The organism is Aliivibrio kagoshimensis, assembly GCF_050337105.1.
Taxonomy (GTDB): Bacteria; Pseudomonadota; Gammaproteobacteria; order Enterobacterales; family Vibrionaceae; genus Aliivibrio_A; species Aliivibrio_A kagoshimensis.
In genome coordinates, this window is record NZ_JAKJSQ010000003.1 from 112,685 (window position 1) to 133,860 (window position 21,176).

General features: G+C 41.2%; 21 protein-coding genes. 10 read left to right on the forward strand and 11 right to left on the reverse strand.

Going from position 1 to position 21,176, the window contains the following annotated elements:
• Positions 1–2 precede the first annotated feature (2 nt).
• A complete protein-coding gene (locus L4C32_RS01445; protein WP_428195074.1) occupies positions 3–479 on the reverse strand; it encodes a hypothetical protein in 477 nt (158 codons plus the stop codon).
• A gap of 367 nt (positions 480–846) precedes the next feature.
• On the opposite strand from L4C32_RS01445, the gene L4C32_RS01450 reads away from it, so the two are divergent.
• The 4 genes from L4C32_RS01450 to L4C32_RS01465 all read left to right on the forward strand — a co-directional run bounded on the left by L4C32_RS01450 (position 847) and on the right by L4C32_RS01465 (position 5,841).
• Positions 847–1,308, forward strand: coding sequence for a hypothetical protein (locus tag L4C32_RS01450; RefSeq protein WP_428195075.1), 462 nt, complete (start codon positions 847–849; stop codon positions 1,306–1,308).
• 59 nt (positions 1,309–1,367) lie between these two features.
• Positions 1,368–2,141 carry a fimbrial biogenesis chaperone gene (locus L4C32_RS01455; RefSeq protein ID WP_428195076.1) on the forward strand — a complete coding sequence of 258 codons (774 nt, stop codon included), beginning with the start codon at positions 1,368–1,370 and terminating at the stop codon, positions 2,139–2,141.
• Positions 2,142–2,149: 8 nt separating this feature from the next.
• Positions 2,150–4,756 (forward strand): hypothetical protein, encoded by a 2,607-nt coding sequence (locus tag L4C32_RS01460; protein ID WP_428195077.1) that lies wholly within the window; start codon positions 2,150–2,152, stop codon positions 4,754–4,756.
• A gap of 80 nt (positions 4,757–4,836) precedes the next feature.
• Complete coding sequence (locus tag L4C32_RS01465; RefSeq protein ID WP_428195078.1) at positions 4,837–5,841, forward strand: glycosyl transferase family protein; 1,005 nt, start codon at positions 4,837–4,839, stop codon at positions 5,839–5,841.
• An 81-nt stretch (positions 5,842–5,922) separates the two neighbouring features.
• Here L4C32_RS01465 and bamJ read toward each other — a convergent pair whose 3' ends face one another.
• Complete coding sequence (gene bamJ, locus L4C32_RS01470; RefSeq protein WP_428195079.1) at positions 5,923–6,396, reverse strand: BamJ family beta-barrel-assembly machinery protein; 474 nt, start codon at positions 6,394–6,396, stop codon at positions 5,923–5,925.
• A gap of 27 nt (positions 6,397–6,423) precedes the next feature.
• Positions 6,424–7,047, reverse strand: a complete 624-nt coding sequence (locus L4C32_RS01475; protein WP_428195080.1) for a thiol:disulfide interchange protein DsbA/DsbL — start codon at positions 7,045–7,047, stop codon at positions 6,424–6,426.
• Between the two features lie 259 nt (positions 7,048–7,306).
• Between L4C32_RS01475 and L4C32_RS01480 the strand changes: the two genes are divergently transcribed.
• Positions 7,307–7,906, forward strand: coding sequence for an OmpA family protein (locus L4C32_RS01480; protein ID WP_428195081.1), 600 nt, complete (start codon positions 7,307–7,309; stop codon positions 7,904–7,906).
• A gap of 18 nt (positions 7,907–7,924) precedes the next feature.
• Here the strand turns inward: L4C32_RS01480 and L4C32_RS01485 are convergent, their stop codons facing one another.
• The gene (locus L4C32_RS01485; RefSeq protein WP_428195082.1) at positions 7,925–8,389 is read right to left on the reverse strand and encodes a CreA family protein; all 465 of its coding nucleotides are present in this window, start codon (positions 8,387–8,389) and stop codon (positions 7,925–7,927) included.
• 75 nt (positions 8,390–8,464) lie between these two features.
• The gene (locus L4C32_RS01490; RefSeq protein ID WP_428195083.1) at positions 8,465–8,752 is read right to left on the reverse strand and encodes a hypothetical protein; all 288 of its coding nucleotides are present in this window, start codon (positions 8,750–8,752) and stop codon (positions 8,465–8,467) included.
• Positions 8,753–8,830: 78 nt separating this feature from the next.
• On the opposite strand from L4C32_RS01490, the gene L4C32_RS01495 reads away from it, so the two are divergent.
• The 3 genes from L4C32_RS01495 to yieH all read left to right on the forward strand — a co-directional run bounded on the left by L4C32_RS01495 (position 8,831) and on the right by yieH (position 10,702).
• Entirely contained in the window at positions 8,831–9,253 is a 423-nt protein-coding gene (locus tag L4C32_RS01495) for a DUF3010 family protein (RefSeq protein WP_428195084.1), read from the forward strand.
• A gap of 70 nt (positions 9,254–9,323) precedes the next feature.
• Complete coding sequence (locus L4C32_RS01500; protein WP_428195085.1) at positions 9,324–9,878, forward strand: hypothetical protein; 555 nt, start codon at positions 9,324–9,326, stop codon at positions 9,876–9,878.
• A 164-nt stretch (positions 9,879–10,042) separates the two neighbouring features.
• The gene (gene yieH, locus L4C32_RS01505; RefSeq protein ID WP_428195086.1) at positions 10,043–10,702 is read left to right on the forward strand and encodes a 6-phosphogluconate phosphatase; all 660 of its coding nucleotides are present in this window, start codon (positions 10,043–10,045) and stop codon (positions 10,700–10,702) included.
• On the opposite strand, the gene ltaE is transcribed toward yieH, so the two are convergent.
• Both ltaE and L4C32_RS01515 read right to left on the reverse strand, forming a co-directional pair.
• The gene (gene ltaE / locus L4C32_RS01510; protein WP_428195139.1) at positions 10,699–11,727 is read right to left on the reverse strand and encodes a low-specificity L-threonine aldolase; all 1,029 of its coding nucleotides are present in this window, start codon (positions 11,725–11,727) and stop codon (positions 10,699–10,701) included. The two genes, yieH and ltaE, sit on opposite strands and share 4 nt — an antisense overlap.
• A gap of 65 nt (positions 11,728–11,792) precedes the next feature.
• A complete protein-coding gene (locus tag L4C32_RS01515; protein WP_428195087.1) occupies positions 11,793–12,662 on the reverse strand; it encodes a LysR family transcriptional regulator in 870 nt (289 codons plus the stop codon).
• Positions 12,663–12,830: 168 nt separating this feature from the next.
• On the opposite strand from L4C32_RS01515, the gene L4C32_RS01520 reads away from it, so the two are divergent.
• Positions 12,831–14,468, forward strand: a complete 1,638-nt coding sequence (locus L4C32_RS01520; RefSeq protein ID WP_428195088.1) for an ATPase RavA domain-containing protein — start codon at positions 12,831–12,833, stop codon at positions 14,466–14,468.
• Between the two features lie 12 nt (positions 14,469–14,480).
• Positions 14,481–15,926 (forward strand): ATPase RavA stimulator ViaA, encoded by a 1,446-nt coding sequence (viaA, locus tag L4C32_RS01525; RefSeq protein WP_428195089.1) that lies wholly within the window; start codon positions 14,481–14,483, stop codon positions 15,924–15,926.
• A gap of 7 nt (positions 15,927–15,933) precedes the next feature.
• Here the strand turns inward: viaA and L4C32_RS01530 are convergent, their stop codons facing one another.
• From L4C32_RS01530 to mfd, 4 genes are all read right to left on the reverse strand, one after another.
• The gene (locus L4C32_RS01530; protein ID WP_428195090.1) at positions 15,934–16,182 is read right to left on the reverse strand and encodes a DUF2960 family protein; all 249 of its coding nucleotides are present in this window, start codon (positions 16,180–16,182) and stop codon (positions 15,934–15,936) included.
• An 89-nt stretch (positions 16,183–16,271) separates the two neighbouring features.
• On the reverse strand, positions 16,272–16,709 hold the full coding sequence (locus L4C32_RS01535) for a DUF3069 domain-containing protein (RefSeq protein WP_428195091.1): 438 nt from the start codon (positions 16,707–16,709) through the stop codon (positions 16,272–16,274).
• Between the two features lie 152 nt (positions 16,710–16,861).
• The gene (locus L4C32_RS01540; protein WP_428195092.1) at positions 16,862–17,689 is read right to left on the reverse strand and encodes a peptidoglycan binding protein CsiV; all 828 of its coding nucleotides are present in this window, start codon (positions 17,687–17,689) and stop codon (positions 16,862–16,864) included.
• A 27-nt stretch (positions 17,690–17,716) separates the two neighbouring features.
• Positions 17,717–21,172 (reverse strand): transcription-repair coupling factor, encoded by a 3,456-nt coding sequence (gene mfd / locus L4C32_RS01545; RefSeq protein ID WP_428195093.1) that lies wholly within the window; start codon positions 21,170–21,172, stop codon positions 17,717–17,719.
• Positions 21,173–21,176: the final 4 nt, after the last annotated feature.

Sequence of the window (21,176 nt, forward strand, 5' to 3'; positions counted from 1 at the left end):
ATTTACAGCTCATCTATTTGAATGAGGTATTGTGGCTGCTTTGAACCAGGTGTTGTGTTCTTATTGGCAACCATTTTCGCTCCAATTTTAATAGTTGCTCCTTTAGTGCCTGGGTTTTTAAGTGCTGAGGTCGGGAAAGACTTATACGTTTTATTCTTATAGCGAACTTTAAATGATTTTAGTTTTATTCCGCTATTGTTATTGATAGATGTGATATTAATCGTGATGTTTTTTTCAGTGTCTGAGTATATTTTGTATTTTCCAGCATGGTAAATGTGATCGAAGAAGTCACTATTTGTTGCTTTTCCTATTCCTCCCTTCCAATTCACTAAAACGATGGTAGAGCTACCAAGGTTTTTAATGATGCTTGGGAACTTAAGTGGCTGGATCTCTTCAATTATTATTTCGGCTTTAGAGTGACATGGAAGTAATATAAAGAGTATCAAGTATAAAGGTAAATTAAAATTTAGTGATGTCATAACCCTCCAGTGTATAAAATAATAATAAATATATAAAATTTGTTAGTAAGTCTGTAAACATGAGTTATTACATCATGATTATGTTTTTCATGTTGTATTTTAATGTAGATATTTGAACTGTGTTTAAATAAATTATCGGTCGTGTAGTCAATTATTTGTCACTGTCATTATTATGTCACTCCATATTTAATGTCACAATAATAAAGGTTGTTAAAGTATTTGTCTTGTATGTAAAATAAACAGGTGTTAATTTATTTTCAAGTTTTGTAGATAGTCAAAATTTAAATGCTATATAAGTTATATCCAGATTATAAATAGGGATTAAACGCAAGTAGTACCTCAATAAATAAAATGACAGGGAAATACTATGATTAATAAAACACTCATAAAAACAGTTATTGCATCATCACTTTTATTATCGAGCACGGCGATGGCGGTAGTAACGTCAGGATCCGCTACCTTTAATTTAGTTGCTCCTTTAGCGACTATTGCTGGTGCTACAATGGACTTTGGCGATATTGATATTAGTACGACTGGCAGTTGTGGAATGGACAGTGCTGGCGTTGAAACGGGAACATTGTGTTTAGGCACTGGTAATGCAACGACTCTAGGCGCATTTACTGTAACGGGAAACAACGGATTGGTTAACTTATCCGTTGGGAACGTTGCTGGTGAGCCAACAGATGTTACCTTTGCTCCTGCAGTTGCTGCAACAGATACCATAGCTCTCGGAACATTAGCTGTAAATGTGTATGGTAATATTACTGTTGGTGCTTCGGCTACTGGCGGTTCAAGTACAGTAACTTACGACCTGACAGTTACTTATTAATCAGTACAACCTGCCGTGTTCGGCAGGTTATCTTTCAGCACCTGTTGTAGGCTCCAGTAATGAAATCTCTCTCTCTTATCTTTCTCCCAATTTTGCTATTTAGTCATTCACTCTTTGCTAGTTTATTAGTGGTACCAACAAGAGTTGAATTAGATAATCAGAATCGTAGTGCCACTATGTCAGTGGTAAATAAAGCATCAGAAACGACTCGTTATAATGTCTACTTTGAAGATAAGAGAATGCAAGCAAATGGTGTATATGTCGATATTTCAAAAGGGGAATCAAAAACAGCCAGTTCAAAATTTATAAGATATTCTCCACGACGTTTTACATTAAAACCCGAGGAGGCTGGACAAGTTAGACTTGCACTTCGGCTACCAAAAAATACGGCTAAAGGGGAGTATCGAAGCTATATTGTATTTCACCAAATTCCAACTACGAAACCAAAACAAGATAACCAAGAAGGTAATAAAGTCGCGCTAGCAATTAAGGCGTACTTGAGAATTGCTATTCCAGTTATTTTAAGGGTAGGCGAGTTAGACGCTGATTTGTCTATTGAAAATATAAGCCAAAAAACAGAAAAATCTGTGATGGTGACGTTAAATCGAACTGGATTGCGTAGCACTTATGGTGATATTGAAGTTTATACCGTTTTAAATAATCAATTAGTTGGCACGGTGAAAAATGCAGTGATCTATCCTGAACTAGAACAGCGAGAGTTTAATGTACCGCTAGATAAATCACTTCCTGCTGGGACCAAGCTACTCATAAAGTATACAGAAAATAGTAAATTGTATAATGCCAAATCAGTAAGAATGGAATTAACGATCTAATCTGAACGATGATTATAAAAAAAATCTGGTTCTCATTTTATACGTTACTACTGATGCTTCTACTGGGTATTACAGAGGCTGCAGGTGAAAACAAAAAAAAAGACGATTGTTATGATGTTAGCCACTCTTACACAACGGATGTGGCTAATGAGGATCTATTTGTTGTTGCTCAAATTAGTTATGGAGAGGAAGCATTAAGTAACGAACTGTTTATTTATATGGCGGATGGAAAACTCTACTTTCCATTACAATTTCTCTCTGAACTTTTATTACTGCCCATCCAAGTTAATATTGAAGATCTAACTGCAGAGGGCTGGTTTAACGATCCCCAGCATACCATTGTTCTTAGTGACCATTTAATGAAATTTCCCGTTAATAATGAGGATTGTAAAGCGGCAAACAGTGAGGTCTATTTCGATGATTGGGATATCTATTTAGAACAGTCGATCTTTGAACAGATGTTAGGTCTAGTTTTCCACTATCAAGTGGCCCAGCAGCACTTAAAAATTGCAGAATCAGAGGGGATCCCGCTTAGTCAGATAAGAGAACGCAACGCCAAATTAACAAAATACAATAATAAAAATAATCATCAAGCGGTGCAATATCATCATTTCCCCGATCAATACGCTGCTTTAGGCGATCCAACGCTATATATTGACGTTGGTTTCTCTGCGTTAGACCAAAATAATCACCGCGACCAATACAGTGATGGTTCGCTTCAGACTCGTTTCGATGCATTAGGCCACAGTATCTACGGTAATTATAGCTGGGGTCCAAGTGAGCAGGATACCACTTTCTACCTCGAGCGAGAGCAGAGTGACTACTGGATGAAGCACTATCGAATAGGTGAAATTAACAGCCATTCACTCCCTTTAGTATCGAGTGCTGATGAGGGCGTTGGTGGAACGGTACAAATGGGTGACGGCTTTACTGATGATATCCGCAGTATTACTGTCAGTGGAGAGAGCCTTCCTGGTTGGGATGTTGAACTATATAGGAACAGTAATTTGGTTGCTCTGCAAAGGGTAGGCAGTGACGGGCTTTATAGTTTTAAGGAAGTACCATTTTTTATTGGGATCAATCAGTATCAATTACGATTCTATGGCCCCAATGGCGAACAAAAAATCGAATCTTTTAGCCGAATGCTTGATAGCTCAGTGATGGAAAAGGGTAACGTAGGCCTTATTAGTGGATATGTTGAGCGTGAGAGGGATGAATTAAGAGAGTATTACGCTAGAGCTCACTGGGCTGCTCTGGACGCAATAACGTTTGGGCTGGGTCTTACTAGCCAAGAGACCTCAGAAAACCAATGGCAGCTACTCCCTAACCTAAGTAGCGATATTATTACCGACAGTACCTATTGGCAGCTCAATTATGCGCAAAGTGACGATGGTTATGCCATGAGTGCAGCGGTACAAGGCCACCACGCTGATGTCGATTGGCAAGCGGATTGGGTGAGTTACCATGACTTTAATAGTTGGAGTAATATCAATGGATTGAGTAAGTATGAATCCAATGTCAGCCTTAACAGTGGAATTGATTCAATGGCGATAAACTACGGTATCACTGGTCGCTGGCAAGAGAATACTAACGGATATCAGAATTGGTATGCGACCGCGAATGTGTCGAGTCGTGCCTACGAACTGTTAATCAATAACTCGATTCAAATGTCAGGGAGCGATGCCACTCAGCGCTGGATTGATACTGTTAGCCTCTCGGGACGTTATTCTGATTGGTACTTACGAACCTACGCAGAGTTTCTGTTAAATGATGCTCCGGGATTGACTAAAATTGGCCTCAATACCAATGTGGCATTTGGACGAGCATGGAATTATCAGGCAGAGTTACTCTATTTAGACGCCAGTGAAACCAATCAATATACCCTCAAAAACAGTGTCTCTTACGCATCAGACTTTGGCACATTACGTCTTGCATTAGATGCGACTGAACTTGGAGATTGGAGGACACAGCTAAGATGGAGTAGTTCGCTATTGTGGGATGTTGATGAGGGAGAGTTATATGTGGATAGGCTGAACTATGTCACAAGTGGAGCTGTGATGTTGCAAGCATTTGAAGATAATAACTTAAATGGCTATTTTGATGAAGATGAAGTGGCCATCGAAGGTTTAAGGTTCGTGGGACATAAAAATAGTAAGCAGAAAACAGATGAAAACGGAAAGTTACTTGTGAGGCATTTACAGACTAGCAAGGATCATCAGCTTATTTTGGATAATACGTCGCTTTCCGATCCCTTTTTACTGCCTGACTACTCGGCGCTTTCAGTTGCTACCCACTCTGGGCATATCCAAAACATCCCATTCCCAGTTGTTTTTACTTCTGAGCTCGAGGGAAGCGTTAGTCTGAAAAAAAAGGAAGAATCTGTCGTCTCTTCTGGTTTACATGTTGAATTAAAAGATCTTTATTCTGGAGTGACTTATGAAACCTGGGTTGAATATGATGGGGTATTCATTTTTGATCAGCTAAGGCCTGGGGCATATCACCTACTCATTAATGGTAAAAGTGCTGAGAATATTGTTGAACTTGTCCCAGGAGACTATGTAGAGCTTGGTGAGTATGTCATTTTAATTGCTGAAGCTGAGGAAAAGCAGAGCTAACGCTATTTACCGATTTTTAATCGGAGCCAGTTAGGATATATTGAAGAGAGACGGAGTCAGTAAATAGGGATATAAGCAGAATGAGCACCATTGTTGAGTGTATACGCACCGTGGGTCGTGGTGAAAGAAGTCGAAAGCCACTTAGTTACGATCAAGCCTACCAAGTGATGAGAGAGTATCTGCAAGGCCAAGTCCCGACAGAAAAAATGGCGATGTTAATGATGCTAATTCGAGTCCAAAATGAAACCGTTGCCGAAGTGGCTGGATTTACTCAAGCCTTAAGAGAACACCTTTCTGAATGTACGCCGACACTGAGCCAGTTAAACGCTGATGTCGATTGGCCATGTTATGCTGGGAAACGTGAATTACAGGGAGCACCTTGGCACCTCTATTCGGCAAAAGCATTAGCACTTAGTGGAACGTCAGTATTGATTCATGGTCACGTCGAAGAGGATACAAAGCGCCTACATGCTGCGAATTTCCTTGATAAAGTCGGAATAACTTATTGTCATACAATTGAACAAGCCCAGCAGGCGTTACAACAAAGTAAGATCGCCTACCTTCCTCTTGACGTTTATGCACCTCAAGTGGTTGAGATGCTTCGTTGGCAGCAGGAATATGGATTAAGAACGCCGATCAATACCTGCGCCCGTATGTTAAACCCTGCTAATTCAGCAATCTCCTTACGTGGTAGCTTTCATCCCGGTTTTCCAAAGCTGCACGCCGAAGCTGAGCACTTTATACAGAAACAACAGCCCGCTGCTAGTAGTACTTGTACTGTCTCTTTTAAAGGGGTGGGTGGTGAGAGTGAGTTTAACCCTAAAGTGAGTCAGAGTTTATGGTGTGCAGATGCGGACAGGGTTGAGGAATTATATTGGTTAGAGAAGCTAAACAGTCAACTGCCGAAGCCGAAGCAATGTGTTATGGGCACAGAACCTGATAAGTTCGAATTGCTTGCCAATACCGTTGTGGCTGGAATAACTTTGGTGCTATGGGCTGCAGGGAAATCAGCAGAGATTACTAGAGAAGAAGCAGTGAAAGACGCACAGAGTGTATGGCACGACTATTTACCGCAATTAGAGTAAACAGATAGAGCTTTACACTGTAAATTAGGACATAAAAAAAGCGCTACTTTTGATAAGTAGCGCTTTTAAATCGGTTAACGGCTAATCAATCTTAATCAGTTCAACTTCAAAAATAAGGGTTGAACCAGGCTTGATAGCACCAGCAGAGCTGTTGCCGTAAGCAAGATTACTTGGAATAAATAGACGTACTTTTTCGCCTTCAACCATCAGTTGGACACCTTCAGTCCACCCTTTAATTACTTGGCTTAGTTTGAAAGAGATAGGTTCATTGCGTTCTACTGAACTATCGAAAACCGTACCATCTAATAAAGTGCCGTGGTAGTGAACTGTCACTTTACTGCTGGCAGTTGGGTGAACGTCACCAGTGCCTTCAGTCATCACTAAATACTGTAGTCCTGACTCAGTAATGATTACGCCTTCTTTCGTGCTGTTCTCAGCCAAAAAGGCTTCACCAGCTTTGACGTTTTCTGCGGCTAATTTTGGATTTCCAGACATTCTTTGAATGAAGAAGTAAGCAAGTACTAACAAAGCGACGATAATAATAATTTTTGACACTGACAATTCCTTTCTGTTGATGTAATACTATTCATTTAATAGATAGTTGATGGTATTGGCTATTTCATCTGGATTTTCATGGCCAGAGATCAGTACTTGGTATTTTCCATTAACTATGAAGGTAGGTACAGCATTAATTTTGGCTGCAACAGTGATCTTTTCAGCACTATTAATCATTTGAAGCAGCGCTTTTTGTTGAATATTGGTGAATTGGTACGGGCTAATAAGGTTATGGTTAGTAAACACCAATTCTATTGTGGCTTGCTGTTGAGTGATAGTTTGCTCCTCACTCTCTTGGACAGCACTAAACAACTGCTCCATAAAGGCGGTCTCAGGGACTTTATTGAGTTGCATTACCGCTGAATAGTAGAGCAGCGCAGACACTTTAGCTGAATCGTTAAAGGTGACGTGAAGTTTATCTATATCAGTATTGATTTGCTTTTTAATGGTTGGAAGAAACGCTTCAAGTGTCCGGCAGTGTCCACAGGATAAAGAGAATACTTCAGTTACTGGAGCAAGAAAATCAGACGTAATAGCGGTCGGTAATAGGGAGAACTGTTTCCCTTCTATTGGTTGATTTGACTCAGAGCATCCGGAAAGTAATAACAGAGTGAACAATGGCAGCAGTAAAAATTTGGATAGGTTGTTCATAAAAAACTCATAAATAGATAGAGAATAGTAAAAAGGAAGGGATAAATTGAGATGGAGAATTTACGCTCTTCTTGTGATTTAGAAGGGTTTTGAACAGATAAGTTCCAGACAAACAGAAAAATAGTCTGTTTAACGCATATTGAGAGCTTAAGTTTTATCCAGTAGTGGCGATAACTAGATAAGAACTATACATTATACTATTTATATATCGTTATCTTGCCGTATTTGGATGACGGCTAAACTGTACAGAAGGAAAGGCATGAACAAGTATCTCCCACTTTTCACTGTTGTATCACTGTCAGGGTGCATGATGCCAGAAATCACTATGCTTGATATCGCACCGCATGAGCCGCCAAGACCTGAAATTGAGAACAGTACTTCTCCCAAAGCGCTAGAGTATGATTTAACTGGCCCGTCAGGGGAGCTTAAAAATGAGGGCATAACACGGGTCGCCGAAGAGTTACAGTTTAGAGGTGTGCCTTTTAGTTATGACAGTAAAGACCGATTAGTGATCGTGATTGAAGATAAACTCTACTTTAATACGGCGTCATCGGAGCTTACGACTCAGTCACGCTCACTGTTAAGCAATCTTGCTAAAGTGTTCGAACGATTTGATGATCTCGAATTAATTATTGATGGTCATGCTGATGAGAGTGGTGAGAAATTAATGAATCAACACTTATCAGAGCAGAGAGCAAATCGTGTGAGGCGTTATTTCTTAGACGCTAGTTTACCTGCTAAGCAGCTGTATTCACGTGGATTTGGTGAATACATGCCGCTGTGTAGTAACAGTACTCTTAAAGGCAAGCAGTGTAATCGCCGTGTTGAAATTGCGGTCGTACAAGCTCACAGAATGTAAAGTATTGTCGGGGCAACGTTACTCTTGAACTGGAACGACCCACGCCTTGGTATCCCACAGTGGTACCGTTGAAAGCGAGTGTTTGTAACTGCCTTCAGTCTCTTTAGTACTGTAGGACAAGTAGAGCAAAGATTGGGTCTGGGCATCGTAGATTCGACGAATCTTAAGTGTTTTTAAGAAGATACTTTTCGATTTTTTGAAAACCACCTCACCACTTTTAGACTTATCGATCTGACTGATCATCTCTGAGGTGATTTCACCAGTTTGACGACAACTGATCCCCATATCCGATGGGTCAGAAAAATCTAAATCAGCAACCACATTAGACATATGACAAGTTACACCAGTAACCACAGGATCATTAAGTACCTCGATTTTAATGTCCTTAGTCGTAAATAGGCCTAAAGAGACATCTCCCACTTCATTGTCTGAACAACCTACAAGTAGGGTTGATAGCCCAACGGCTAAAAGTAGTTTTTTCATTTTAAATCCCTAATTTTATATCTATGTGATTCTAACATCATGAACTATAGCAATTTTGAACGACTTGGTATTGTCTTATTCCTGTATAAATGCCGGGGCAACAAAGAACACGTTATTGATGACACGCGCTTTTTTGCCCATTTTATGCATTGCAGTGTTGATAAGCGTAAAGTTATGGTTAACCATGTCGATATAGAGAAGTCGATACAGCAAAACAGCAACTGGAATTGAGATGAAGCAGAGAATTTTTATTATTGCAATTATGTTAACGTTAGCGGGATGCTCCTCATCACCCTCATCTACATTGTGTGTACCTGATTTTTGTGACATTTGGGCAAAATAACAAATATCACTAAAAGTCACTGACGCCTTCATTTATTTGCCAATTCAGGTCAAAATTAGCCTATAATTCGAGTCCAAGCAAAATTAGGTAAATTTAGAATGAAAATTTGTGGTGTAGAACTGAAAGCGAATGATGCAATTATCTGTCTTCTTTCTCAATCTGACGGGATGATGGATATTCCGAATTGTCGTGTATCAAAACTGTCAATCGACAATGCATCGGATACCCACTCTATTCGTGAATTCCAGTTTGCATTTGCAAAATTGATGGAAGATTACGGCGTAGAGAAAGTGATCATCAAAGAGCGTTTGATGAAGGGTAAATTTGCAGGCGGAGCCGTTGGTTTTAAACTAGAAAGTGCGCTTCAATTAATGTCTGATTATGATGTTACGCTTCTGAGCGCCGCTGAGATGAAAGAGAGTTTAAAAAGAACGCCAGCGTTAGTGAAGGTAAAAGAGGTTGGGCTGAAACATTATCAGCAAGATGCCTTTGAAACCGCATTTGCATATATAAATAAGTAAGAATGATGAATAAAAAGGGATGGCTAACCATCCCTTTTTTATTGGCTGTCGAAAATCAGGGAGTGGACCGTTGCAAACATTAATTGAACAGAAATATTTAGAAAAAATGTCATGGATGCAGAGTCATGTGGACGTTCAATACCCAACTCAAGAGAGTGTGATTGGTAAAGATTACTACCTAGCGACAGAGGCGACAGAAACTGACACCTACCTATTAGATATCGACATACTCAACACGCTACCTCTTCCTCCTTTTTCTGACGAAATCGTCTTAATCGATAATCACAGACTTACCATTCGCTTTGCCATGTTACTGTCCGAAAAGTGGCCTGACCATAAAGAGAGCGTGTTTGAGTTTCTGACCCAGATAATTTTAGACGAGAGTTATCAGTTGTTTCTTGCCATAGAACAGGGGGGACCCACTGCGTGTGCTTTGGTTGCAAATGTAACCAATGAAACGGTAATGATCAGCGATCTTGCGTTTGCCAATAATATGAAAACTATTAATAAACAAAGCTTTATTGTTAAGTTATGCCAAAGGTTACAATTAGAGAGCGATCTTAATTGTGCAGCAGTTGTCACTTCGTCAGCCTCAGAAAACTGGTTAGCCTCACTCAAAAATTAGATTTGTGTGAGCAGTGGCTAATTTTTAAACAAAAAAATATCACACGTATCAAATTTCACATTTCAGCCTGTTAGATCCCTGATTATTGGTCCATTCTTATTTTGAACATTAAAACTATAAAGAATATAAGATGTAGTTGATGATAATATAAATAAGGGGGCAGCATGGCTACTGCTAACCAAATATCCTGTATCATTTTTGATTGTGATGGAACACTCGTAGACAGTGAGACACTTTGTTGCCAAGGGCTTGTAAACGTCTTTGATAAATTTGGAGCTACGCTTTCGCTCGAAGAGTGCAAATCTCGTTTTTGTGGAGGCAAAATTGCCGATATTCTGCAATCAGCATGTAAAATGGCGGGTGTGATTATTTCAATTGATATTCTTGAGCCGCTTTATCGCGAAGAGGTCAATAAACTGTTTAAAGCACATCTGAAGCCGATGCCGGGAGTGGATGAGTTACTGCACTACCTAGATGATAAACATATTGAAATATGTGTCGCCTCAAATGGCCCTGTGAGTAAAATTGAGTATGCCCTTCAGCTAACAGGTCTTCTCCCTCAATTTAAAGGGAAAACCTTTAGTGCTTTTGATACGAATAGCTGGAAACCGGAACCTGATTTACTCCACTTTGCTGCTATGAACATGGGGGTATTAGTGAATGAATGCCTGTTTGTCGATGATACAGCAATAGGGGTTCAGGCAGGAATTAACGCTGGAATGAAAACTCTCTATTTTCAACAAAACCCAGATGCAGAAGACATTACTCACCCCTTAGTCACGCGTATATCCACGTTAAAAGAGGTGTGTAACGCTATCTATTAGTGACGTGTGCTGTCAATATTACAGCACACATTTTTTAGCCTTTCGATGAAGTGTAAAATATCATCACGTGAGATATCTCGGTGAGTAACAAAACGTGTAGGGTTACCACTAGAGATTACTATCTCCTCTTGCAATAGTGTTCTGGCAATGGTTTTAATATCGATACTATCTGAGAGTTTAGCGAACACAATATTGGTTTGAACCCGTTCAGGTTTGACCGAGAATCCCTCTAGTTTTGATAGCTCAACCGCCAAAAGCTGTGCATTTTGATGATCCACTGTTAACTGCTCAACGTTGTCGGTTAATGCGAGCTTACCCGCAGCAGCTAAGATACCCGCTTGACGCATGCCGCCACCTAACATTTTTCGAATTCGATGCGCTCTATTGATGAAGGCTTTATCACCAAGCAACAGAGAACCAACCGGAGCACCTAATCCTTTAGAAAGACAGATAGTGATGGAGTCAAAGTATTGCGCAATCTCTTTAACGTGAATATTCAGTGCAGCTGCGGCGTTAAAAACACGTGCACCATCCAGGTGAAGCTGTAGGTCATTCTTATTCACAAATTCACGAGCTTGTGCAAGATAGGCCATAGGTAGCACTTTACCGTTGGTGGTGTTCTCTAAACTTAATAGCTTGGTTCGGGCAAAATGGGAGTCGTCAGGTTTGATGGCTGCCTGAAGTTTATCAAAACAGATCGTTCCATCCGGATTGTTTTCAATTGGTTGAGGTTGGATCGAGCCTAACACTGCAGCGCCGCCGGCTTCAAAACGATAGTTATGCGCAGTTTGACCACACAGATATTCATCCCCACGTTCACAATGAGCCATTAAACCAAGTAGGTTAGCTTGAGTTCCGGAAGTGGTAAAGAGCGCGGCTTCAAAACCATATTCATTAGCTGCCCAAGATTCGAGTTCATTGACGGTTGGGTCATCGCCATAAACATCATCACCAACTTCTGCGTTGGCCATGATACTGCGCATCTTTTGATTTGGTCTTGTTACTGTATCTGAGCGGAAGTCAATCATGCGGGTTCCTTGTGAAAATGATAAATACGTTATTTATAAAACTAATAGCAAGAAGGGGATCATCAAGCAACTGATTTCTTAAAGAAGTCGATAAAGAGTTTAATTTTTTCCGGAAGGTAATCTTGTTTTGCGTAATAGATGAAGGTGCTAATGGTTTCACCTCGATGTTGATCTAGGATTGGCAGTAGCTTTTTGGTTGCTACCTCTTCAGAGACCAACTCATTAGGCAGATAAGCGATACCTTGCCCCAGAACTGCAGCTGTGATCAGAACTTCGGTGTTATTGGTTCGTAAATTGCCCGTGACGTGGATGGGAGTGGCATCAAAATTCCAAGTCACTCGCTTCTCTAAACCATAATAAAGGCAGTTGTGTTCGGGGAGATTGTCTAATGAGTGAATAGTGGGGTTATGTTGTAAATAAAGGGGAGAGGCATACAGGCGGTAGTGCATATTGAATGCTTTACGACCGATATAACTGCTTGAGTTAAAACCATCCAATTCAGCACAGATACTAATATCAGCATGAGAGAGAGGAAGGTCTTGAAAATGAGCGACTTCCAATTCGATTGAAATATTTGGGTACGCTTTTTGAAAATCACAGCAGACCTGAGCCAGTACACGATTGGTTAATGGTTGTGGAGCCGCAATTCTTAATCTGCCCTTACTTTTTTTACCCGATCCTGCGGTTTCATCAATGACCGACTGCCACTGCTGACTTAGTTTAAACGTCCTCGCGTAATACTGCTCACCTGCTTCTGTCAGTGCAAGTTGTCTTGTCGTTCTGACAAAGAGTTGTACAGAGAGTTTATCTTCAAGCCATGCGATTCTCTTGGTGACAGCTGAAGGGCTAAGAGAGTGGTGTTCAGCTGCTTTCGACATGCTTTTAAATTTAGCAACACTGTGAAAGAGGAGTGTGCAGTTAAATACATCCATTGATAAACCTGTGATTTGATTAGTGTTGAATACTAAATAACCATTAATAACTCATTTATGAAAACAAAGTTACCACAGAATTAAAGTACATGATTTTGATCACACAACATGAGACATTAAGTCTGTACCGTGAATTAACAACATTTAATTTATTCACAAGGAGAATAGATGAGTTCAAGCCCCGTTCTATTAGCTGAGCGAGTTCGTAAATTAATTACAGCACTTTCAGATGGTGTATTTGAGCGTGAAGATACAATGAAACTCTGCTTATTAGCCGCTTTAAGCGGTGAAAGTGTATTTTTACTCGGCCCTCCAGGTATTGCGAAAAGTATGATAGCAAAGAGGCTGATTAATGCGTTTGATAATAGCAGTTATTTTGAATATTTAATGACGCGCTTCTCAACCCCTGAAGAGGTGTTTGGGCCGCTGTCGATTCAAGAATTAAAGGATAACGGTCGCTATGTACGCTTGGTAGATGGATATCTTCCTACATCGCAAGTGGTCTTTTTGGATGAGATTTGGAAAGCGGGTCCTGCCATTCTAAATACCTTACTAACCGTAGTGAATGAGAAAACGTTCAAAAATGGCAATGAAACGTTGAAAGTGCCGATGCGTTTATTGATCTCCGCGTCGAATGAACTTCCCGACCCTGATAGTGGTTTGGATGCTTTATATGATCGAATGTTAGTTCGAGTATTTGTTAATCGAATCCAAAATAAAAATAATTTTAGGGCGATGTTAACCACTGGTACGGATCAAGAAACGGTGTTGCCAGCGGGCTTGGCAATTACCCATAATGAATATCACGAGTGGCAGAAGGAACTTGACAATATTCCATTAAGCGTTGAAATTTTTGAAAAATTATACCAACTAAAAGAGCTGGTAGAGAAGAAGAACGCTGAACTGAATGACCCAAGTGAAGGGTATATTTCAGATAGACGGTGGAAAAAGTCGGTGAAACTACTTAAAGCGAGTGCTTTTTTTAATGGCAGAGATCAAATTACGCCGTTGGATATCTTGCTGTTACAAGATTGTATTTGGAATACACCTGAGTCTAGGGAATCAGTCAGAGCAGTGATTGCTAAATTTGCTCAACATTCTGCCTTTGATCAGGAACAGATTAATACCAAAATTGATATGGCCACCGAGAGTATGCAGAGAATTGAGCATGATATGGTAGACACGCTTTCGGTACAGGTTAATTTGGAACATAACGAAAAGTCGCGATTTGGACGAAAAGAGTCGATTAATATCGATCTACAAACGGCCAAAAGGTTCACGGTTGGACACTCAAGCGACTTGGTTAGATTGATTATTTTAGAAGGCCAGGTTGTTCGACAAGGAACCGAATCTAACCAGCGTTATTGGCTATTTGTTAATGCGGATGAACTGAAGAAGAAAATTGTTCTCGGTTCGTTTGAGATCCATGGCTATGAAAATGAAAAACCAGATTTGTGCCTATTACAGTTCGAACTGGACAGTGAAGGCCAGCTAAAGGTTAAAGATTCCGCTAATCGTTCACTCAGTGTCGGGATCAGTGGTTTGAATAATTCCAGTCAAAGTAAAATTAGCGACTGGAAGAATATTGCCGATAATGCGCTAGCTGAACTAAAATTAGTTGAAGAGATGCTGATGTATTCAAAAAGTGCTTTTCAAGAGAGTTTGCCGCACAGCTTTATTGATATGGAGTTGGCAAAATTGATTGAAAGGAGCATTCAACAATTGAGAACCAAGGTAGAGGATGGAAGGAAATACATTCAATTGGTCTCTACGCGAGTCATCTGTTTGACTAATTATTACGAATAAAGGACTTATTCTATGCTAGGAGGTCATGAGTTTGAGCTGATCATGTCGATTGCCGAATCAGGTATTATTGAGAATGCCATGGCTGATATTCGGTCGATACCTAAAATATCTCGCTATTTCGGGCCTAAGCCAAACTTGAAGTCCTCCATGAAAGACCAACTGAAAGGTTGGAAAAGAACCGTTAAACGTAAAATGGTATCGGCCAGTGGTTTATCCAGTATCCAGCAAGAGTTTGCACTTTATCAAGAGGCGTCACAATGGAATGAAGAGACGTTTAATAAACAGATACCATCGCTTTTAAACAGACTTGAGGAGACGTCTGGCTTTTACTCGAAGGCGAAAAAGCTGGTCGGTCAGCCTGATGCATTAAGTAATCCAATGTTCTCTTTTTATTTTTGTGAACAGTGGTTTGAGCATCTGCAACAGAAGATTAAATCGATTCAAATGAAGGTGTTAAACGCAAATAAAGAGGAATTGATCAGGGAGCTCTATCAGCAGATAGAAACCATGCAGTCATTGGAGGAGATTGACTCTAAGTCGGATTCAGATTCAGGGATTCGAATTTGGAATATGTCGAAAACAAAATTAACAAAAACCGATATAAAACTGCTTAAAAGTCACGCTCAATTCTTACAAAAAAATAGCAAACTGCAGCAGATAGCTGATCAACTTGGGCGAATGGCCACTGAGCAGAATGAAAGTGAAAGCAACCAGCAAGTGATGGTAGAAGAGCTGGTATTAAGTGAACAGAGCTGCAACAGCGTGACTGGAGACATTGTTGGTATCCATGAAAGTGACGATCTTAATCGAATGCTGCCTAACGAAGCACTGTTTTTGACTTACCCTGAGCTTGAAGTCGTGTTCTATAAGCACCTTATCGATAAACGCTTATTGAGCTATCAGAGCAAAGATGTAGAGAGAAAACTGAATAAGGTAAAAATCAAACGGCCTTTATCAAGTGATGCTGAAAAAGAGCAAGGGCCGTTCATTATCTGTATTGATGGTTCAGGCTCAATGAAGGGGTTTGCTGAGCAGTGTGCTAAAGCACTTGCCTATGGGTTGATGCAGATAGCGATGGCAAATCAGAGGGAGTGTTACGTGATCATGTTCTCGACTGAGCAGATCACTTATGAGCTGACTAAACAGAATGGACTTAGGGAGGTGAGTGACTTTCTTGCTTACTCTTTTCATGGAGGGACCGATCTTGAGCCTGCGTTACAAAGCGCGATAGATCTCATGAAGACAGAAAAATACAAAAATGCAGATTTATTGGTGATATCCGATTTTATAGCTTCAAAGCCCTCAACAGAGCTGATACAAGATGTTGAGCTGATCAAACAGAATAAAAACCGCTTCCACGCTGCAAGCATGTCGAAATTTGGTAATCCGGAAGTGATGGCCATTTTTGATCATATCTGGCCATACCATCCCTCAATATTGCAACGGTTATTGAAGTAACCCAGGCTTATTTTTTCTCCGCTTTTACAAAGCCGATGTTATCAAAGCCTAATTTTGCAAAGTAGTTATGACGGAAATCTTTCACCGCTTTTAAACTGGTTGAGGCCATTTCGACTTGGGTTAACATGTCGTGGTAGCCGGAGATATCAACCCCTTCTTCAGCAGCTGCGGCCTCATGTGGACCAACAAATTCTCTAAACGAAAATAGGATCTCTTTAGTTTTGCCTTTGTAGATGTAACGAACTTTGCGAGCCATAGGGTTCTCAATATAGGAGGAATGTTCGACACTCTTAGAGTGAGGAGAGTGTCGAAGTGGTTAGCTAATTATGGTTGAAATATTTCGGCTTATTTCTGAAAGATTTCGTTAAACTCACGTTTCAGGCCCGGTTTACGACGAGCAACTTTTAGCTGTTTAATAATATCTTTTACACAGTTATGCAGCACTTGATCGAGCATGATAGAGCGACGTTCCTCTTTCTCTTCATCGCTTAAACCTTCAGGTAACTGAACGTTTTCAAACTCTGACATGAAGTCGACACCCGCGTAGCTTTGGCTTAGTGAAACCAATGCATGGAACTGCTCAAAGTTATCCAGTACTTTTTGTGCACTTGCTGGCATTTCATCCCATGACTCTCTCACTGCTTCTTCAGCAACTTCGTGAACAGAGAGTAGCATTTGCAACATTTCCTGAGGCACTTCTTCGAACTCGATAACCTTAAGTAGTTCTGGAGAGGCTTGATCAAGGCTAATTTCGACTGTTTCTTCTGTTTGATTCTCAGACATAATGATGTACCGCTTTGCTATAAAAAAGAAATCGTAATAGTTAGCGCAGAAAAGTCAATTGAATGACGAGATAATTGCGTTAATTACGTTGAAAAATTGAAAAGCCTCGTGATACGAGGCCTTTATTTGAATCGTTGACCGCAATTGGTGATTTACTGCGCGACTCTTCTTACCTGAATAATTATACCCAATAGAGGGTGATCGAGATAGTGCGTTTCACTGCTACGCATCTTACGCTTCTGCGCCATGCGATAGGTATTCAAATACTGCTCAATCTTATAGACAGGTGCAATCTCCTCTAAGTGGCCAATCTGCACCCCGGTCGATACGGCTGAACTCACCGGTTCAGGAGACTCTATTTCAACAGGCTCACTCTCAAGCATTGTTTTTCGTTGGCCTGGCTTTTTGAGATCAAGTTGCGTCTCAATGAATAGGTAGTGCTGAACGTACACTTGTAAACGCCCATCTAACTCATACAGTGGCGCATCCGCGCTTTGTTCATCAAAAGCGAGTTCATTACTTAATGGCGAGTTGGTGTCGTTAACAGTAAGTTCAACGGCGGCTTCTACTTGTTCACGAGCGACTTCAGCTTTTGAGCGGCCATCGGCAAGATAGGTTTCAGAGAAGTCTTGACCCGCTTGTATATGGAATACGGGGGCTCTTGAACGGCCTTGATCGCCTTGTCGCCATGCCACATGGACCATAGGGGTAAATGCCGCGTGTTTTTTTAATTGATTATATTGTGCTTGCAACTGGTAGTCTGACGATGCCAACAGTGCGGCGCCGTTTCTTACCATCATCTGATTGTCACGATACGAGATAGCTCGGTCTAAATTAATTGGGTCGAGAATTTTTGGCCACTGTTCCATCATTGCTTCTGGGTTTAAATCTCTTTTAAAGATAATCACCTCAATGTCAAATTGACGAGCAAAAGAGGGTAAGCTGAGTGTCAGCAATACAAGGTAAATCAGTTTTTTCACATTTAGCTCCGCAAAAGCGATCGTGTATTAAATTCTATTGTCATTAAATTGAGCGAGTAGATCGCTAACAAACTTAATTCTATCTTTTTTATCACTCAAGTTTTTCATAAATTTGAGTTTTGTTGGTCCGTCTAGACCAAATTGTGGTGGTGTTGATTGTAACAGACTAACCAAAAATCCTGGGTTTATGTCAGAATTAGGTTCAAATTGAATATATCCGCCTTTTTCACCCGCTTCAATTTTTCGAATCTTCATCTGTGCCGCGTCCAGTTTTAATTGAGCAAGCGTTAGTAAATTTTGAGTCGCTTCAGGTAACAGGCCGAACCGGTCGATGAGTTCAACTTTAAGTTCATGAATGTCACCATCGCTCTGCACACTTGCTATACGCTTATAGAGAGAGAGTCGAGTATTGATGTCGGGGATATAGTCCTCAGGCAATAAAGCAGGTAATCGTAGCTCTACTTCAGTTTGTTCCCTAAGAAGTTCGTCTAAAGAGGGTTCTTTGCCTTGTTTAAGGGCCTCGACCGCCTGTTCTAACATCTCCATATAGAGCGTGAATCCCACTGATTGGATTTGGCCACTTTGACCATCCCCTAATAGTTCACCGGCACCACGTATCTCTAGATCGTGCGTGGCTAAAGTAAAACCAGCACCAAGATCTTCGAGGGAGGCGATCGCTTCAAGGCGCTTCGCGGCATCCTTGGTGATTCGTTTTGGATGTGGTGTTAACAGGTAAGCATAGGCTTGGTGGTGAGAACGGCCAACACGACCTCTTAATTGGTGCAACTGAGCCAAACCTAGGTTGTCAGCACGATCCATTATGATGGTATTGGCGGTTGGCACATCAATACCTGTTTCGATGATGGTCGTACAGACTAGAACATTAAATCGCTGATGGTAAAAATCAGACATAATTCGCTCTAGTTCTCGCTCTCTCATCTGGCCATGGGCAACGGTAATGCGCGCTTCTGGTACTAACTTGGTTAACTCTTCCGCCGTTTTTTCAATGGAGTCGACATTGTTGTGTAAGAAATAGACCTGACCGCCACGCATGATTTCACGTAACATCGCTTCGCGGGTAACCGTATCATCGCGCTCACGCACAAACGTTTTTATTGCTAAACGTCTTGCTGGTGGCGTGGCAATGATTGAGAGATCGCGCATACCACTCATTGCCATATTAAGTGTTCTTGGAATCGGGGTTGCGGTTAACGTTAATATATCAACGTCTGCACGCATCGCTTTTACTTTCTCTTTTTGACGTACTCCAAAGCGGTGTTCTTCATCAACAATCAGTAGACCTAGATCGCTGAACTTAATGGTGTCTTGCAACAGTTTGTGAGTGCCAATTAAGATGTCAATTTTTCCTGCTGCAGAGTCGGCAAGGATCTGCTTTTGATCTTTGGCTGACTGGAAACGTGAAAGTACTTCAACGCGGATAGGTAGATTCGCAAAGCGGTCACGAAAATTTTCAAAGTGTTGCTGTGCAAGTAGAGTGGTTGGAACCAATACGGCGACCTGCTTGTTATTGTCGGTACAGATAAATGCTGCGCGCATAGCAACTTCGGTTTTACCAAATCCCACATCACCACACACCAAACGGTCCATGGCTTTGGCTTGACACATGTCAGAGATGACCGCATTAATCGCTAATGCTTGGTCATGGGTCTCTTCAAACGGGAAGGTGCTCGTAAAGTCGGCGTACTGTTCACGATCCAGTTTGAATTTAAATCCTGGTTTTACTGCGCGCTTGGCATAGACATCTAATAGCTCAGCAGCGACATCACGGACTTTTTCAGCCGCTTTTTTACGGGCTTTAGTCCACGCTTCCCCACCCAGTTTGTGTAGCGGTGCTGAGTCTTCAGAACCACCAGAGTAACGGCTAATTAGGTTTAGAGAAGCAACAGGAACGTAAAGTTTAGCCCCGCCTTGATACTCTAGTGTGACGTACTCAGTGGTCATTCCGCCAGCGTCTAGAGTTTGCAAACCGGTGTAACGACCAATGCCGTGGTCAATATGCACGACGGGTTGTCCCGGCTTCAATTCGGCTAGGTTACGAACAATGGTGTCTGAGTTGATGGTTTTTTTGTTATTGCGACGGCGACGTTGAATCACTCGTTCGCCAAGAAGGTCACTTTCACAAATTAGGCAGAGATGAGGGTCATCTAGTACAAAGCCACGGTCTGCTGAGCCAATAATCAGTGAGATCTTGTGTTTTGATGTGGCCGCTTCATGCAGAGAGTTTTGTGTGATGGGTTTTAATTTTATTCGAGCTAACAGCTCCAACAAGGCTTCTCGACGACCTTCAGACTCAACCGAAAGGATGATTTTTCCCGTAAAGTTCTCATGAAACTGACGAAAATCGGCCAGTGGCTCTTTAGCTTGGTGTTGAATGGCAATCTCAGGTAATGCTGAGATGCTTGGATTATAGCGACCTGCTTTGGTTGGCTCTTTCTCTAGGGAGAGTTTTACTTTAGGCAGCTGTTTAAAGGCGCCAAATAGGTCGTGGGTAGAGAGCCACAACTCATTAGGTGGTAATAGAGGACGTAGAGGGTCCACTTTTCGCTGTTCATAGCGATGATTGGCATCGGCTAAAAAAGTATCTGCTGCTTGTTCCAGATCGCCATGAGTAACTAACAGCGTCTCTTGAGGAAAATAGTCAAACAAGGTTTCGGTTTCATCAAAAAATAGGGGTTGCCAATACTCGATACCCGCGGGCCAGGTGCCTTTGCTTATCTGCTGATAGACAGATTCAGGCTCACGGCGTGCTTCAAAACGTTGTCTCCAGCGAATTCGAAAATCTTCAATCGACTCTTCACTGGTTGGGAATTCATGCGCAGGCAGTAAATTGATGGCCTTAACGTCTTCAATGGTCCTTTGGTTTTCAGGATCAAAAAGTCGAATGGTATCAATTTCATCATCGAAGAAGTCAATTCGGTAAGGTTGATCACAACCCATTGGATAGAGGTCGATGATCGAACCTCGACTTGCATACTCACCATGCCCCATTACCTGGTCAACATGCAGGTACCCAGACTTTTCAAGTTGTAGACGAAGTTTATCTAACGAGAGCAGATCACCGACATTGATCATTAAGGCGTGTTTAATCAAAAATGATTGAGGCGACTGACGCTGCAGTAGTGTACTGATTGGTGCTAAAAGAATACCACTTTTTTGTTGTGGTAACTGGTAAAGGCGGGCCAAACGATCTGAGATGATATCTTGATGGGGCGAAAAATTATCATATGGCAAGGTTTCCCAGTCTGGAAACAGGCTCACACTTTTATTGGAGAATTGCTCGATTTCTGGCTGCAGTCTAAATGCGGTTTGCGCATCAGGAACTGCAACAACAATTAAGCTCTCTCTATTGTCTGCCAATTCAGCAATCGCAAGGGCCAAAGAAGCGCCCGGTAAATTACCAATAAAACGGTTATCCCCTACCTTAGACGGTAGTGGTAGTGTTAATATGTTATTTTTTTGCATTAGA

Excerpts from the sequence above, each read along its gene's own strand:
- L4C32_RS01460 (WP_428195077.1), top strand. The coding sequence starts at position 2,150 with ATGATTATAAAAAAAATCTGGTTCTCATTTTATACGTTACTACTGATG.
- L4C32_RS01450 (WP_428195075.1), top strand. The coding sequence starts at position 847 with ATGATTAATAAAACACTCATAAAAACAGTTATTGCATCATCACTTTTA.
- viaA (WP_428195089.1), top strand. The coding sequence starts at position 14,481 with ATGCTAGGAGGTCATGAGTTTGAGCTGATCATGTCGATTGCCGAATCA.
- L4C32_RS01475 (WP_428195080.1), bottom strand. The coding sequence starts at position 7,047 with ATGAACAACCTATCCAAATTTTTACTGCTGCCATTGTTCACTCTGTTA.
- L4C32_RS01445 (WP_428195074.1), bottom strand. The coding sequence starts at position 479 with ATGACATCACTAAATTTTAATTTACCTTTATACTTGATACTCTTTATA.
- L4C32_RS01455 (WP_428195076.1), top strand. The coding sequence starts at position 1,368 with ATGAAATCTCTCTCTCTTATCTTTCTCCCAATTTTGCTATTTAGTCAT.
- mfd (WP_428195093.1), bottom strand. The coding sequence starts at position 21,172 with ATGCAAAAAAATAACATATTAACACTACCACTACCGTCTAAGGTAGGG.
- L4C32_RS01520 (WP_428195088.1), top strand. The coding sequence starts at position 12,831 with ATGAGTTCAAGCCCCGTTCTATTAGCTGAGCGAGTTCGTAAATTAATT.
- L4C32_RS01515 (WP_428195087.1), bottom strand. The coding sequence starts at position 12,662 with ATGGATGTATTTAACTGCACACTCCTCTTTCACAGTGTTGCTAAATTT.
- L4C32_RS01495 (WP_428195084.1), top strand. The coding sequence starts at position 8,831 with ATGAAAATTTGTGGTGTAGAACTGAAAGCGAATGATGCAATTATCTGT.
- yieH (WP_428195086.1), top strand. The coding sequence starts at position 10,043 with ATGGCTACTGCTAACCAAATATCCTGTATCATTTTTGATTGTGATGGA.
- L4C32_RS01480 (WP_428195081.1), top strand. The coding sequence starts at position 7,307 with ATGAACAAGTATCTCCCACTTTTCACTGTTGTATCACTGTCAGGGTGC.
- L4C32_RS01530 (WP_428195090.1), bottom strand. The coding sequence starts at position 16,182 with ATGGCTCGCAAAGTTCGTTACATCTACAAAGGCAAAACTAAAGAGATC.
- L4C32_RS01535 (WP_428195091.1), bottom strand. The coding sequence starts at position 16,709 with ATGTCTGAGAATCAAACAGAAGAAACAGTCGAAATTAGCCTTGATCAA.
- L4C32_RS01465 (WP_428195078.1), top strand. The coding sequence starts at position 4,837 with ATGAGCACCATTGTTGAGTGTATACGCACCGTGGGTCGTGGTGAAAGA.
- L4C32_RS01485 (WP_428195082.1), bottom strand. The coding sequence starts at position 8,389 with ATGAAAAAACTACTTTTAGCCGTTGGGCTATCAACCCTACTTGTAGGT.